Source organism: Arthrobacter sp. NyZ413 (genome assembly GCF_049390645.1).
In the GTDB taxonomy this organism is placed as follows: domain Bacteria; phylum Actinomycetota; class Actinomycetes; order Actinomycetales; family Micrococcaceae; genus Arthrobacter.
In genome coordinates this window covers 1,180,449-1,195,548 of sequence record NZ_CP155434.1, presented here as the reverse complement: position 1 = coordinate 1,195,548, position 15,100 = coordinate 1,180,449, and the positions used below count along the sequence as shown (strand labels likewise).

The 15,100-nt window shown below is 64.3% G+C and carries 13 protein-coding genes; 9 read left to right on the top strand and 4 right to left on the bottom strand.

From position 1 onward, the window contains the following. Position 1: 1 nt before the first annotated feature. The 4 genes from ABCW42_RS05700 to ABCW42_RS05685 all read left to right on the top strand — a co-directional run bounded on the left by ABCW42_RS05700 (position 2) and on the right by ABCW42_RS05685 (position 4,815). Positions 2 to 703 (top strand): ABC transporter ATP-binding protein, encoded by a 702-nt coding sequence (locus tag ABCW42_RS05700; RefSeq protein ID WP_423183940.1) that lies wholly within the window; start codon positions 2 to 4, stop codon positions 701 to 703. A gap of 112 nt (positions 704 to 815) precedes the next feature. Beyond that, entirely contained in the window at positions 816 to 1,889 is a 1,074-nt protein-coding gene (locus tag ABCW42_RS05695) for a Gfo/Idh/MocA family protein (protein WP_423183939.1), read from the top strand. Between the two features lie 246 nt (positions 1,890 to 2,135). Then, on the top strand, positions 2,136 to 2,999 hold the full coding sequence (locus ABCW42_RS05690) for a hypothetical protein (protein WP_423183938.1): 864 nt from the start codon (positions 2,136 to 2,138) through the stop codon (positions 2,997 to 2,999). Between the two features lie 121 nt (positions 3,000 to 3,120). Then, on the top strand, positions 3,121 to 4,815 hold the full coding sequence (locus ABCW42_RS05685; RefSeq protein WP_423183937.1) for a hypothetical protein: 1,695 nt from the start codon (positions 3,121 to 3,123) through the stop codon (positions 4,813 to 4,815). 119 nt (positions 4,816 to 4,934) lie between these two features. Here ABCW42_RS05685 and ABCW42_RS05680 read toward each other — a convergent pair whose 3' ends face one another. Then, positions 4,935 to 5,381: a DoxX family protein gene (locus tag ABCW42_RS05680; protein ID WP_423183936.1), complete on the bottom strand. Its 447-nt coding sequence runs from the start codon at positions 5,379 to 5,381 to the stop codon at positions 4,935 to 4,937. Between the two features lie 113 nt (positions 5,382 to 5,494). Here ABCW42_RS05680 and ABCW42_RS05675 point away from each other — a divergent pair, with 113 nt between their 5' ends. Beyond that, positions 5,495 to 6,619: an FAD-dependent oxidoreductase gene (locus tag ABCW42_RS05675; protein ID WP_423184812.1), complete on the top strand. Its 1,125-nt coding sequence runs from the start codon at positions 5,495 to 5,497 to the stop codon at positions 6,617 to 6,619. A gap of 102 nt (positions 6,620 to 6,721) precedes the next feature. On the opposite strand, the gene ABCW42_RS05670 is transcribed toward ABCW42_RS05675, so the two are convergent. After that, on the bottom strand, positions 6,722 to 8,941 hold the full coding sequence (locus tag ABCW42_RS05670) for an NADP-dependent isocitrate dehydrogenase (RefSeq protein ID WP_423183935.1): 2,220 nt from the start codon (positions 8,939 to 8,941) through the stop codon (positions 6,722 to 6,724). Between the two features lie 208 nt (positions 8,942 to 9,149). On the opposite strand from ABCW42_RS05670, the gene ABCW42_RS05665 reads away from it, so the two are divergent. Continuing rightward, complete coding sequence (locus tag ABCW42_RS05665) at positions 9,150 to 10,136, top strand: trypsin-like serine peptidase (RefSeq protein ID WP_423183934.1); 987 nt, start codon at positions 9,150 to 9,152, stop codon at positions 10,134 to 10,136. Positions 10,137 to 10,316: 180 nt separating this feature from the next. On the opposite strand, the gene purH is transcribed toward ABCW42_RS05665, so the two are convergent. After that, positions 10,317 to 12,002, bottom strand: a complete 1,686-nt coding sequence (gene purH / locus ABCW42_RS05660) for a bifunctional phosphoribosylaminoimidazolecarboxamide formyltransferase/IMP cyclohydrolase (protein ID WP_423183933.1) — start codon at positions 12,000 to 12,002, stop codon at positions 10,317 to 10,319. A 132-nt stretch (positions 12,003 to 12,134) separates the two neighbouring features. Between purH and ABCW42_RS05655 the strand changes: the two genes are divergently transcribed. Beyond that, a complete protein-coding gene (locus ABCW42_RS05655; RefSeq protein ID WP_423183932.1) occupies positions 12,135 to 13,061 on the top strand; it encodes an N-acetylglucosamine kinase in 927 nt (308 codons plus the stop codon). A gap of 76 nt (positions 13,062 to 13,137) precedes the next feature. Further along, positions 13,138 to 14,010 (top strand): N-acetylmuramic acid 6-phosphate etherase, encoded by an 873-nt coding sequence (gene murQ / locus ABCW42_RS05650; protein ID WP_423184811.1) that lies wholly within the window; start codon positions 13,138 to 13,140, stop codon positions 14,008 to 14,010. Between the two features lie 35 nt (positions 14,011 to 14,045). Here the strand turns inward: murQ and purN are convergent, their stop codons facing one another. Then, positions 14,046 to 14,618 carry a phosphoribosylglycinamide formyltransferase gene (gene purN, locus ABCW42_RS05645; RefSeq protein WP_423183931.1) on the bottom strand — a complete coding sequence of 191 codons (573 nt, stop codon included), beginning with the start codon at positions 14,616 to 14,618 and terminating at the stop codon, positions 14,046 to 14,048. A gap of 38 nt (positions 14,619 to 14,656) precedes the next feature. On the opposite strand from purN, the gene ABCW42_RS05640 reads away from it, so the two are divergent. Further along, positions 14,657 to 15,079: a hypothetical protein gene (locus ABCW42_RS05640; RefSeq protein WP_423183930.1), complete on the top strand. Its 423-nt coding sequence runs from the start codon at positions 14,657 to 14,659 to the stop codon at positions 15,077 to 15,079. The last annotated feature ends 21 nt before the right edge of the window (positions 15,080 to 15,100 follow it).

Sequence of the window (15,100 nt, the reverse complement as noted above, 5' to 3'; positions counted from 1 at the left end):
CATGATTGAAGTCAAAGACCTCGTACGCCAGTTCAAGACCGGCGACCGCACCATCAAGCCCGTCAACGGCGTCAGCTTCGAACTCGAAAAGGGCACGCTCGCCTCGATCGTCGGAAAGAGCGGCAGCGGCAAGAGCACCCTGCTTTCATTGCTGGGTGCCCTGGACAAGCCGACCAGCGGGGACGTCGTAGTTGACGGCGTCAGCCTCGCCGGCCTGCCCGACGGCAAGCTCACGGAGTACCGCCGCCGGGACATCGGGTTCGTGTTCCAGCAGTTCAACCTCATCCCGAACCTTTCGGCCATCGACAACGTCATGCTCCCGATGGAATTCGCCGGAATGCGGAAGGGAGCCCGCCTGGAACGGGCCCGTGCCCTTCTTGAACAAGTGCAACTGGACCCGGAAAAGCACTCCCGCCGCATCAACAGGCTCTCGGGCGGAGAGCAGCAGCGCGTGGCGATCGCCCGGGCACTGGGCAACGAACCCAAACTCATCCTGGCCGATGAGCCCACGGGCAACCTCGACGAGCAGACGGGCGACCACATCATCGAACTGTTGAGCTCGTTGAGCCGGGACCACAACACCACCATCCTCGTGGTGACGCACGACCGGGCGTTGGCGCAGAAAACGGACCGCCGCTTCAGGCTGCAGCAAGGCCGGCTTACGGAAGAGGCCGCCCGTCCGAGGGCAGTTGCCGGAGCCTGACCGGCCAGCCGACTGCAGTGCGCACGAAGTGCCGGGAACCGCGCGGTTCCCGGCACTATTGCGTCGCGGCACATCCCGCGAAGCGCGCCGAGGGAGTGAGAGGATAGGGCCCATGAGCCTGCATATCGCGACGCCGTGGCTGTTCAGCCAACCTGACCAGGATCCCCGCTCGGCCACTGGAAAAGGCTTGAACTGGGGCTTTATTGCCACCGGGGGTATCGCGAGGACCGTGGCCGGCGATCTTGCCCAACTCCAGGACGCCCGGCTGTACGCTGTGAGCTCGCGCTCCCAGGATTCGGCGGACGCCTTTGCGGCGGCGAACGCCGTTACCAAGGCCTATGGGAACGACGGCGATGTCCCCGGCTACCAGCGACTGCTCGCCGACGAAACCGTGGACGTGGTTTATGTGGCGACTCCGCACGCCCAGCATTTCGAGATCGTGAGGGACGCACTCAACGCCGGCAAGCACGTCCTGTGCGAGAAGTCCCTGACCATCAACGGCCGTGAGGCCGCGGAGCTGATCAACTTGGCGAGGGAGCGCAATTTGTTCCTGATGGAAGCGGTGTGGAGCCGCTTCCTGCCGAGCATTCAGCGTGCATTCTCGATTGCCGCCTCGGGCGAATTGGGCGATATCAAATGGGTCAGTGCAGACTTGGGCTTCCCCGCCGCCTACGATCCGTCCGCACGAATCTGGTCTCCAGCGGCAGGTGGGGGCGCCTTGTTGGATCTGACTGTGTACGCCTTGCTGTGGCCTTTGGGGACCTTGGGTTTCCCGCAGTCGGTGAGTGCGGTGGGCTCGTTGAACGACGACGGCGTTGACACCCAAAACGCGCTCACGCTGGCTTACGACGACGGCGCTATCGCCCAGTTGACGTCCTCGCTCCTGGCACACGGGCCGCGGTCAGCAACCGTTGCTGGAACCCGGGGCTTCCTCCAGACCCAAGGGTCCATCAACAATCCACGGGAAATCCTGGTCCGAACCGGGTGGGACGAACCCCGAGCCGAACGCTTTGAAACCGTAGGAATCGGCTACACCTATGAATTGCGCGAAGTCACCCGCTGCATCCAGCAAGGCCTCGCCGAAAGCCCAGTCATGCCCTTGGACGATTCGCTCAACACCATGCGGCTTTTCGACGGCGTACGGTCCCAACTGGGTGTCCGATACGCGAACGACGCGCGGGTCTGACTGGACCGCTTTTCGAATCTTCCATACCGACGTCCCGTTCTTGTCACAACGCCGCGCCTACTTGACAGTTGCGGTAATTGGCATCTGGGTTTCTGGACTATTTAACTAATCCGGTCCTACGATGGGAGTGTTCGTCAATCCAATCGGGCGCTGGGGGGTGTCGAGATGGAAGCAATGCGGAGCAAGCGTCGCATTCTTCATGTTCTCCGCTCCGTCCTGCTTGCCGGTGCCGGGACTGTTGTATGGATGGCCCTCTCATCCACCGCGGCCAGCGCCGATTCCGGCACGGCAAACAACCATTCGATCGTGAATGGTGTGGATTCCGCCATCACTCATGTTGTCGAGGCTGCACCGGCCATCGTTTCGCAGGCGGTTTCAGCCCCTGCGCATACTGCCCACCAACCGGCGGTACCGCCCGCAGCAGTCCCGGCGCCCGCCGTCGTCGTCAGCAAGCTCCCGCCCGCCGTCGACCACCTCGTCGCCAACGCGCCGGTGCTCAACAAGGTGGTCCCTGGCGGGGCTGTCTCGAGCGTGACAGCTCCGGTAGTTGAGCCCGCCGGCACCCTGCTCCAGGGCGTGACCGGCCCCGCGATCGAGGCCGTCACTCCGCTGGTGGACAGCCTTCCCAAGCTCCCCGACGCCATTCCGGAGACCCAGGTGACAGTTCCCGGCGTCGGGGCTCCTCGTGTTTCACAGCCGGTCGGCCTTCCAGCCGAAGCGGGCGACCACAGTCCTGTTACCGCCGTGCCGGTCGACACGACTCCGCCCGCCGGCGAGTCAGCGGTTACTCCTCCGATGATGGGTTTCGCAGGTCGGGTCGGGCCATCTGGGTTTTTGGGAGCCCAGTGGCCCGCGTCGGCTCCTGTGAGCAGCTTTGGGGAGGCGTCTGCTCCGTTGGCTCCGTCAGACGGCAAATATCCTGACGGAGACCCCGGTGGCGTCGCTGGAAACAGTTCGGCGGTCATCACAGGGAACTCCTCGGGGGCCGCCGCGGCGTGGCTTCCAAACATGAGCCTGTTCCATCCCTTGGCCGCGATCCTTGAATCCACGGCCGCCAGCTACCACCTTCCCGCTCCCGTGTCTTTTGATCCGGGATCCTCTCCTGACTAGTTCCGAGCCAGGTCACCGCGCCAATCCATCAGGGCGACGGTGACAAACGGCCAGTCCTGGCGCCCGCGCAATGTATTCGCGGACCGAGGCGCCTACGGAACAAATCACTCAGGAGAGAAAAATGCACAGCATTGTCCGGAAAGGGTTACTTGGCACCCTTTTCGCCGGAGGGCTTATTGCCCTCGGCGCAACTGCCGCCAACGCGGCAGACACCACTGCAACTGCCCAAAGCACAACGACTACCCCTTCACCGGCAATCTCGGTGAACCTCGGGTCCGCGACACTCGGATTGCTTGGAAATTCGAACGTCGCTACCACCACCCCTGTACCCGCCCCGGCTCCAGCCCAGGCGACAAATTCCGGCGGACTGGGGGTCTCGTCGGGAACCCAGGTGGTGGCTCCGATATCGGTCCCTGTTAATGTCGGAGCCACCTCTCTGGCTGTGCTGGCACCCAGCACTCCATCGAATACCCCCGTCTCTGTAGCAGCACCGGTTACGGCTAGTGACACTTCGGTCAACCTGCTCACCGCAACCGGCACGACGACGGGCACCGGCGTCACCGCCCCAGTCACCATTGGCGACACGACTGTGACCGCGCTCAACGGCACTGGCACAGCACCCGTCGGCACTGGCGTGACGGTACCCGTCACCGTCGGCGACACCACCGCCAACGTACTCACCGGAACCGCAACCGGCACGACGACGGGCACCGGCGTCACCGCCCCAGTCACCATTGGCGACACGACTGTGAACGCGCTCAACGGCACTGGCACAGCACCCGTCGGCACTGGCGTGACGGTACCGGTCACCGTCGGCGACACCACCGCCAACGTACTCACCGGAACCGCAACCGGCACGACGACGGGCACCGGCGTCACCGCCCCAGTCACCATTGGCGACACGACTGTGAACGCGCTCAACGGCACTGGCACAGGACCCGTCGGCACTGGCGTGACGGTACCGGTCACCGTCGGCGACACCACCGCCAACGTACTCACAGGCACTGGCACAGCGCCCACCGGCACTGGCGCAACCGTACCGGTCACCCTCGGCGACACCACCGCCAACGTACTCACCGGAACCGCAACCGGCACGACGACGGGCAACGGCGTCACCGCCCCCGTCACCCTCGGCGACACAGCTGTGAACGTGCTCAACGGGACTGCCACAGCGCCCACCGGCACTGGCGTGACAGTACCGGTCACCGTCGGCGACACCACCGCCAACGTACTGACCGGAACCGCAACCGGCACGACGACGGGCACCGGCGCAGCCGTACCCGTTACCCTCGCCACCCTGCTGGGCGGCACCGGCACCACGCCAAGCACCGGCGTCGTGCTCCCCGTCACCCTCGGCGACACGACCTCGGGCTTGCTCGGCGCCGACGGGCTGGGCACGAACGGCCTCGTCTCGGGAGCCGGGATCGCGGCGCCCTTGGACTTGATCGGAAGTCTTCCGGCAACAGTCCTTGGCGCGGCTTCTCTCGGCCTCGGACTGCCGACGGCGCCGGTTGCCACCACGCCGGTTGTGACCACGCCCGCTGCGAATGCGGGTGTTGAAGTACAGGGCGATGCGACGCAGGGCGTTGTGGCTCAGGGAGCGCTTGCCGCTTCGGTCGCTGCTCCGTCGTCTGCCGCCATGACGATGACGGGCCCGGGCCAGTCGAGCGCGACTGTGGCTTCTTCAACCGGCAGCCAAGCTTTGGCCAGCACAGGTTTCAACGGTTTGTGGTTGCTGATCGCGGCTGCACTGTTGACGGGCGGACTCATCGCCATGATGGGTAGCCGGAAGATCCGGGCTACTGTTCCCGCATAGTCACCGGCCCGGGCTGCTCCACCGCACTGGACACAGCCCCCAACCAGGCACTCCTGCGGGGCGAACCCCCGCAGGAGTGCCGCCGTGCGGACGGGCGGTAATGGGTGCTGGCGGCTCGCCTAACGGCCTGCCTTGCGCGGGCCTTTCCCAGAGAACAGCTTCCGGTCCAAGGACATCGCTCCTGAGCCAAGGAAGGAGAAGGAGAGCGCCAGGGCGACATACAGGATGAGCAGCTCGGCGTTGATACCGGGCCGATCACTAAGCAAAGGTTTGCCCGCTTCGGTCACGAACCAAATCCCGGCGTACATGAGCGCAGCAAGGAAACCAGCCACCCGAGAGAGGGCACCGAGCACCAGAAGAGCGCCCAGCCCGGTTTCGCCCCAGAGGACAAGCCAGGACACCATGTCTGCCTTTTCGACACCCATCGCGGTGATGGTTGCCTGAAGGGCTGGTTGTCCGGCCAGGACCTTCTGAATCCCGTGAAGCAGCACGAGGCCGCCAAATACAATCCGGAGGAACGCGATTCCGCGAGCGGAAGACGTCTGTGAAGGAAGGAGGAATTTCACCCCATCAATCTTCCATGCCAGCCCGGCAGCTCAAAACGGCGGCACGCCTGACGGCAGAATAGAAGCTGCAGTGGGCTTCGATCGGAAGCCGCGGACGGGATAGGTGAATGGGAATGGATGTTGACGTCGTCGTTATCGGAGGAGGCGCAATGGGATCGGCCGCCGCATGGCAGCTCTCCCTCAAGGGGAAGTCGGTCCGCCTCTTCGAACAGTTCGACGAGGGACACCGCCTCGGCGCTTCGCACGGCGCGACTCGCAACTTCAACACGGCCTATCCCGAGGACGATTACCTTTCCCTCGTCAGTGAAGCGCGCAACCTTTGGGACGCACTCGCTGAAGAAACCGGGATACCGTTGCTGGATCTCGTTGGCCTGGCCAATCATGGAAACGTCGCCCGGCTCCGGGAGGTCAGGTCAGCCCACGAGCTGCGCGGCATCGACAGTTACTTCATCTCCGCGAAGGAAGCCCAGGACCGCTGGCAGGGCATGGCCTTCCGCGGCGATGTCCTGTTCGTGCCGGAAGCCGGCCGTGTCCGGGCCGCCGATGCGTTGAGGGCTTTGCGCGCATCGGCCGAGGCACATGGAGCAAGGTTTGAGTACTCGACGCCGGTGCGGGACATCCGCGTCCTCGGCGAGGACCGCGCCGTCGTCGTCACCGATACGCAAGAGATCACAGCACAACGGGTGGTCATCACGGTCGGCGCGTGGACGAGCAAGCTCATCGGGTCACGGGTGCACCTTCCACGTCTGGTAGTCACCCAGGAGCAACCCGCCCACTTCACGGCGATTGACGGCTCCCTGTCCTGGCCGAGCTTCAACCACGCACCGGATCCCGGCGAGCCCCGCGACGACTACTGGTACAGCCCGGTTTACGGGATGCTCACGCCGGGTGAGGGAATCAAGGCGGGCTGGCACGGCGTAGGGCCGGTGATGGACCCGGATGCCCGAACGTTTACAGCCGAGCCGGTCCTGTTCGAGGCCCTCCTGCGCTACGTTCGCGAATGGCTTCCCGGGGTGGACGCCGAATCCGCCGCGCCTATCAGCTGCACCTACACAAGCACCGAAAACGAAGATTTCGTGCTTGACCGCTTTGGTCCGCTGGTGGTTGGCGCCGGCTTCTCCGGGCATGGCTTCAAGTTCACCCCAGCTATCGGCCGGGTGCTTGCCGATCTCGCCGATGGCGTCGGAGCACCGCGCCGCTTCCTGGCCTCGGGTCGCAGCCAGCATCCACCGGCTTAATGAGAACCAGCCCGCACCCTTTGCCTCCTTTCGGTGGCCAAGGCTGCGGGCTGGCTGGATTTTAACCCAGGTGGACTATCTCGGTTGAGCTAAGCCAAATGCTTAGCTCAGGGAAGCCACCACTTCATTGAGCTTTGCCGAAGGGCGCATGACAGCTTCCGCCTTCGCGGCGTCGGGGCGGTAGTAGCCTCCGATATCGACGGGCGAACCCTGGACTCCGAGGAGCTCGGCGACGATCGTTTCCTCGTTGGAGGTCAACGCTTCAGCAACCGCCGAGAACGAAGCTGCGAGCTCGGCGTCGTCAGACTGCTTTGCCAGTTCCTGAGCCCAGTACTTGGCCAGGTAGTAGTGGCTGCCGCGGTTGTCGATCTCGCCGACCCGGCGCTTCGGGGACTTGTTGTCGAGCAGGAAGGTACCCGTCGCCCGATCGAGGGTGTCGGCGAGGACCTGGGCGCGAGCGTTGCCCGTGGTGGTGGCAAGGTGCTCGAAGCTCACGGCCAAAGCCAGGAACTCACCGAGGCTGTCCCAGCGCAGGTGGTTTTCCTGCAGCAACTGCTGGACATGCTTGGGAGCCGAACCACCCGCACCGGTCTCGAACAGGCCTCCGCCGTTGATCAGGGGAACAACGGAAAGCATCTTCGCGCTCGTGCCGAGTTCGAGGATCGGGAACAAGTCCGTGAGGTAGTCACGCAGCACGTTTCCGGTCACGGAGATAGTGTCTTCGCCCTTGCGGATGCGCTCCAAGGTGAACGCGGTGGCCTTCGCCGGGGACATGATTTCGATCTGCAGGCCCTCGGTGTCGTGGTCCTTCAGGTATTCCTTGACCTTGGCGATCAGCTGGGCGTCGTGGGCGCGGCTTTCATCGAGCCAGAAGACGGCGGGCGTCTTCGATGCGCGGGCGCGGGTAACGGCCAGCTTGACCCAGTCGCGGATCGGTACGTCCTTGGTCTGGCAGGCGCGCCAGATGTCACCGGGAGAAACCTGGTGCTCAAGGAGCACGGTTCCGGAGGAGTCGACTACCTGGATGGTGCCGTCGTATTCGACCTCGAACGTCTTGTTGTGGCTGCCGTATTCTTCGGCTGCCTGCGCCATCAAGCCAACGTTCGGAACGGTGCCCATTGTGGTGGGATCGAAAGCTCCGTGCTTGCGGCAGTCTTCAATGACCACCTGGTAGACGTCGGCGTAGCAGCTGTCCGGAATGACGGCGAGGGTGTCCGCTTCCTTACCGTCCGGTCCCCACATGTGGCCGGAGCTGCGGATCATCGCCGGCATCGAGGCGTCCACGATGATGTCGCTCGGGACATGCAGGTTGGTGATGCCCTTGTCCGAATCGACCATGGCAAGTGCCGGGCCTTCTTCCAGGCCCTTCTTGATGGCGGTGCGGATGCCTTCGCGAACGTCTTCCGGCAGCTCGTCAAGGCCGTTGAGGATGGAGGCAAGGCCGTTGTTGGGGCTGAGGCCAGCCGCGGCGATCTGCTTGCCGTAGGTGTCGAAAAGCTCGGAGAAGTACGCCTTGACGACGTGGCCGAAGATGATGGGGTCGGAGACCTTCATCATGGTGGCCTTCAAGTGCGCGGAAAACAGCACGCCTTCTTCTTTGGCACGGACCACCTGGGCAGCGAGGAACTCGTCGAGGGCGGCCGCGCGCAGCACGGTGCCGTCCAACACTTCGCCGGCGAGGACAGGGAAGGCAGGCTTCAGGACCTTGACCGTGCCGTCTTCGCGGACGATCTGGATCTTGACGGTGTCATCGGCGGGGATGACCACGGACTTCTCGTTCGAACGGAAGTCGTCCGCCGTCATGTGGGCAACGTTGGTTTTGGAGTCGGCGCTCCAGGCTCCCATGGAGTGCGGGTTCTGGCGGGCGTAGTTCTTCACCGAAAGCGGTGCACGGCGGTCCGAGTTGCCTTCACGCAGGACCGGGTTCACGGCCGAACCCTTGACCTTGTCATAGCGGGAGCGGATATCCGTCTCCTCGTCGGAAGCCGGGTTGTCCGGGTAGTCCGGGAGGGCGTAGCCCTTGCCCTGGAGCTCGGCGATCGCTGCCTTCAGCTGCGGGACGGAAGCGCTGATGTTGGGAAGCTTGATGATGTTCGCTTCAGGTTTCTTTGCCAGCTCGCCAAGTTCGGCCAGGGCGTCGCTGATCCGCTGTTCTTCAGTCAGGTAGTCGCCGAAGACGGCGATGATGCGGCCGGCCAGCGAAATATCGCGAGTTTCAACCTCCACGCCCGCAGTCGAGGCGAAAGCTTCCACAATCGGCAGGAACGAGTACGTCGCCAGCATCGGCGCTTCGTCAGTGTGGGTATAGATAATCTTTGCCATTGGCGGGGCATCTCCCTGAAAGTCAGCAGATTTCAACATCTCTAACTTACCTGAGGGCGCCTGATTGACGCCTACCGCGACTGCAATGCCCCGACCATCCGCCAAATCGACAACCGCGCCTTATGTACCAACACACCGAATCGGAGTAGGTTCGATGCGTCAAACTGTGGCCGACAACACATGGCCCCAAGCGATTGGCAGGACAATCATGACAAAGAAATCACTCCCCATCACCGGTCTCCTGAGCCTCATCACCTTCGCTGTTCTGACCCTCGGCGCCGCTGGAGGGGCGTACGCCGCGCCTGTTGGATCAGCTTCGAGCTTCGCGGCGCCTGGGACGCTGCAGCTCGTCAGTTCGTCACTTAGTGGTGACGCCTCCACGTATTGGACCCCCGAACGGATGCGCGCGGCAATTTCCGGCGACGTCCTCGCGGGGCCGGCGCTGGCCCGCGGCGCGCTAAGCAGCGCCAGCACCGCCGTCGAAACCGGTCCACCGGAGAAGATCGCCGGCACATCCAAGGGAGGCGGTACGAGCCTGCACCAGAATGAAGACCCGATCGACCACGTCGGCAAAGTTTTCTTCTCGATGGGCGCTTTCAACTACGTATGTTCCGGAAACGCCGTGGTGTCGGACAACGACAGCACCGTTGCCACCGCCGGCCACTGCGTCAATGAAGGCCCGGGAGCGTTCGTCCGGAATTTCGTCTTCGTTCCGGCTTACCTCAACGGCACGGCTCCTTACGGTATTTGGCCCGCAAAGGCCCTATACACCACCGCGCAATGGAGCACCGCCGGCGATATCCGCTACGACACTGGCTTCGCCGTCATGGCGACCATCAACGGCAAGCACCTGGCCGACGTCGTAGGCGCTTCGGGGGTTGAATTCAATATGGACCGCGGGCTGAGCTACAAAGCGTACGGATACCCGGCCGCCCCGCCGTTCGACGGCCAGTCGCTCAAGAGCTGTTCAGGTGATGCCACCGAAGACGCCATCAACCCGCAATTCAAAGCCCAGGGCATTCCTTGCGATATGACCGGCGGATCGTCGGGCGGTCCCTGGATAGTCAGCTCGGACGATGACTGCTACCAGAACTCCATCACCAGCTACGGCTACACCGGCGGACCCCCCGTGATCTACGGTCCTTACTGGGGCTCAGTCATCCGCGAAGCCTACAAGGCGGCATCGGAATCCTGAGTTTGGCCCGGCGCTTCATCCCCACGGAGCATGCTCAGCGCTAAGGATGGACACTGGACATGCTCCGCGCTGGCTGTGAGAAACGGACATATTCCGAATATGTCCGTTTCTGACACCGAAAAATGGACATGTCCCCTGGGAAGAGGGGACATGTCCATTCTTTGTTGTAGCGAATACCGCCTAGTGGAAGAAGTGGCGTGCGCCAGTGAAGTACATCGTGATTCCGGCAGCGTTTGCCGCGGCGATCACTTCCTCGTCACGGACCGAACCGCCCGGCTGGACCACGGCTCGGACCCCGGCGTCGATCAGGATCTGCAGGCCATCGGCGAACGGGAAGAACGCGTCGGAAGCCGCAACGGCACCGCGGGCGCGCTCGGGGGCGCCGCTCGCGCCTGTCTCTGTCGTGCCGACATTGGACGCACCGCCGGCGCCATCGACGTCGGACTCCACCTGAACGCCCAAGGTGTTCGCGCGCTCAACGGCCAACTTGCACGAATCCAAGCGGTTCACCTGGCCCATGCCGATGCCCACCGCTGCGCCATTGTTGGCGAGGAGGATGGCGTTGGACTTTGCAGCGCGGCACGCGGTCCATGCGAAAGCGAGGTCGGCCAGCGTGGCGTCGTCTGCGGCTTCGCCGGCTGCGAGCGTCCAGTTGGCGGGGTTGTCGCCGTCGGCGTCGACCTTGTCCGATTCCTGGACCAGCACGCCGCCCGAAACCTGTCGGATCTCCGTCGGGTAGCGGCCGTAGCCGTCCGGGAGGGCGAGGAGACGGATGTTCTTCTTCTTGGAGAGGATCTCGACGGCCTCGGGTTCGAAGCCCGGAGCGATGACCACCTCGGTAAAGATTCCGGCCACGGTCTGCGCCATTCCAGCCGTGACAATGCTGTTCGCCGCGATCACGCCGCCGAAAGCGGACACGGGGTCGCAAGCGTGGGCCTTGGCATGGGCGTCGGCAATGGGGTCGGCCGCGTCGGCGGAACCGATAGCAACGCCGCAGGGGTTGGCGTGCTTGATGATGGCGACCGCGGGCTCCGAAAAGTCGAACGCGGCGCGCAATGCGGCATCGGCGTCGACGAAGTTGTTGTAGCTCATGGCCTTGCCATGCAATTGGTCGGCCTGGGCGATGCCGGCGGGCGCAGCCTTGTCCACGTACAGGGCCGCCTGCTGGTGCGGGTTTTCGCCGTAACGCAGGACCTCGGAGCGTTCCAGTGCCAAGCCGGCGTACGCGGGCCAGTCAATGAGGCCATCGCCATCTTCGTCAAGGAACTGGCTCGCGGTCCAGGTGGCAACAGCGGTGTCGTAGCTCGCGGTGTGGGCGAAAGCCTTCGCCGCGAGGCGGCGACGCGTCTTCAGGTCGAAACCGCCGGCAGCTGCGGCCTCAACGACTGCCCCGTAGAAGTTCGGGTCAACCACAATCGCGACAGCGGCGTGGTTCTTCGCGGCCGACCGCACCATCGCGGGACCTCCGATGTCGATCTGCTCGACGACGTCGTCCTGCTCCGCGCCGGAGCGGACGGTCTCGACGAACGGGTAGAGGTTGACCACGACGAGGTCGAAAGGCTCGATCTCCATTTTGGCCAAGGTCTCCATGTGGGCCGGCACGCGGCGGTCGGCCAGGATACCGCCATGAACGCGCGGGTGCAGAGTCTTCACGCGGCCGTCCAACATCTCCGGGGAACCGGTGACTTCTTCGACTTCCTTGACCGGAATTCCGGCGGCGGCGATCTTCTTCGCCGTGGAACCGGTGGACACGATCGCGACTCCTGCGGCATGCAGGCCCTTCGCGAGCTCCTCCAGCCCCGTCTTGTCGTAAACCGAGATCAGTGCACGGCGGATGGGAACACGGTCAAGCTGCGTCAAGCTCACAAAAGTCTCCGTCTTATATCGCGGGAAATGCGCGGTTGCTGGGGATACGGCCAAGTTTATCTTGTTGTGGTGACGTTCGTTTTTTGCGACAGGTTTCCGGACATCCCGGCACCCGCAACATAGGGTGGGGCCATGGATTCCCGAGACGCAATCTTGGTGGCAGACATTGGCAAAAGCCGGTGCCGCGTGGAACTCCGGCAAGACGGCACTGTCTTGGGGTCCGCGGACCAGCACGGTTTTCCGGGCCTGGGCATGGACGACGGGGCGCGCGTCGCGCTCGAACTCCTCGTCGATACGGTCGCGATGCTTCCTGCTGGCCTTCCTACGGCGCCACTGCGCGGAATCGGTGCCGCCGTCGCAGGAGTGGAGGCTTCCGCGGCGCAGTCGCGGGAGCTCGCCGTCGTACTCGCCGAACGGTTCGGAGCACCTGCCGCCGTCCTGTCCGACGCCACGGCCGCGCAGCTTGGCGCCTGGAACGGAGAGCCCGGAACTGTGCTGATCGTGGGCACGGGAGCCGTCGCCTTCCGCTTCGACGACGCCGGGACCCTCCACCGCGCCGATGGCTGGGGACCGCTGTTGGGCGACCTCGGCAGCGGGCGGTGGATCGGCCAGGCCGGCCTGCAGGCCGCACTTCACGCGTACGACGGCGGCCCGGCCACTTCCCTGCTCACGGCGGCTTCCGCGCTGGCTGGTTCCGCGGCCCATCTTCCAGCGTGGCTCGCGGGATCCGACAACCCGTCGCGGACGATGGGCCGATTCACGCCCGAAGTGCTTCAGGAAGCGGAGGCGGGTGACGCCGTCGCGCGTTCCATCCTGGCGGAAGCGTGCTCCCTCCTGGTCCGCACGGTTTCCCTGGCATGCGGAGGGACCCGCCATGTTGCGTTGCTCGGCGGAGTGATGAAATCAGAGTTCTTCGCCCGGCTCTTGCAGAACGCCCTTGCTTCGGCTGGGATTGAGGTGGTTGCGGCGCTCGGCGACGGAATGGACGGGGCCGCCCTCGCAGCGGATCGCCGCGGGCTCCTTCAGGAAAGGTACATCCACCGTGACCGAACAATCTGACGCAACCCCGGTCCCTTCTGCCAATAGTGACAGGCTCGGGGATCTCCGCACCGAACTCGCGGGCCTGCAAACCGAAATGGCTTCCCCGACCCTCAGCGATCTGGACACGATGGCCACGTCCCAGCTCGTCGCCGCCATGAACGAGCAGAACCGCGGTGTTCCGGAGGCCGTGGAACAAGCGAGTGGGCAGATCGCCGCGGTGGTCGACGCCGTCGCGGAACGCCTCGCGCGAGGAGGCCGTTTGCTCTACGTAGGAGCCGGGACGGCCGGGCGGCTCGGCGTCCTCGACGCGAGCGAATGCCCGCCCACGTTCGGTACTCCCCCGGGCCTCGTTGTCGGGATTATCGCCGGTGGTCCCCAAGCCATCCAGAAACCGGTGGAATACGCCGAGGACAACGCGACGGCCGGGGCCAGGGACCTGCACGACATCGAAGTTACGGAAGCGGACGCCGTCGTCGGGATTTCGGCGTCAGGACGGACTCCCTACGTGATTGGCGCCCTCGAGGAAGCCCGCAGCCGGGGAGCGTTCACCGCTTCACTGGCCTGCAACCACGACTCCCCCATCAGCAAGTTGGCGGACGTGGCGATCGACGTTGTTGTCGGCCCGGAGTTCGTGGCTGGCTCCACGCGGCTCAAGGCGGGCACGGCGCAAAAGCTCGTCCTCAACATGATCAGCACCCTCACCATGGTCAAGCTTGGAAAGACCTACGGAAACCTCATGGTGGACCTGCGCGCCACCAACGACAAACTCCTCGCGCGAGCCCAGCGGACTGTCCAACATGCCACGGGCGTCGACGCCGAGACGGCCATCCGGGCCTTGGATTCCGTGGGCGGTTCGGTCAAGGCGGCGATCCTGGTGGTACTGACCGGGGTTGAGCCGGGGCAAGCCAAAAGCGCCCTGGATGATGCCGGCGGTTTCTTGCGAAAGGCAATCGAGGCCCGACGGTAGGGGCCGCTGGCTGGGACGTGGCGGAGATCGGGAGCCTAAACGCGCTTTCCCGCTGCCAGCTCCGCCAACGTCCGGACCAAGAGCCTGCGCTCCACTACCTTGATGCGTTCGTGGAGGGTGTCTTCGGTGTCTTCCGGCAGGATCTCGACGGCTTCCTGGGCGATGATCGGCCCGGTGTCCACCCCGGCGTCGGCCCAGTGCACAGTGCATCCCGTGACCTTGACCCCGTAGGCCATGGCGTCGCGGACCCCGTGCGCGCCGGGGAAAGCCGGGAGCAAAGCGGGGTGGGTATTAAGGTATTTGCCATCGAATGCGTCGATGAATTCAGGGCTCACGATCCGCATGAACCCGGATGAGACAACAACGTCCGGTTCATATCCGGCAACAGCCTTCGTGAGCGCGGAGTTCCATTCGGCCCTGTCGGCGTAGTCCTTGAAATTCACCACGAAGGTATCCAGCCCGGCCTCGGCCGAGCGTTCGACGCCGTAGGTGCCGGGCCTGTCGGCGCCCACTGCGGCGATCTCGACGTCCAGTTCGCCTGCCTTCACGGCGTCGATGACTGCTTGGAGATTGGAACCGGTGCCGGAGACGAGGACAACAATGCGCATTGCACTAGCTTATGGGCGGCTCGCGTAGGCTGGAAAACATGAATTCAAGCGTTGGACCAAGCCCGCAGCACCATCCGCAAAGCGAGGCTGCCAAATCGGCGCTTGCCGTGACACGGACCATTTTCCGGGCGTTCCTTCTCTCGGTGCTTGGCTCGGTCTTCGTTTACCTTCTCAACATCAGCTACGTGTGGCTCAGCGCCGTCATCGCCGTCATCGCCGTGGTCCTGGGAATCGTGGTCCTTGTCCGCGCGGTGCGCTTCAAGCAGTCGCGTCTCCTGCTGTTCGGCACCATCTCGGGCCTGGCAGTCACGGTCATCATGGGCCTGCTGATCCTGACCACGGCCTTCTTCTTCCGCGAAATCCAGACCTTCCAGGACTGCTCACGGGGTGCCCTGACGCTCCAGGCCCAGGATTCATGCCTCGTGGACTTCCAGAACTCCGTCCCGTCCGAACTCCGCTAGCCCACACGCGGCTAGCCCACA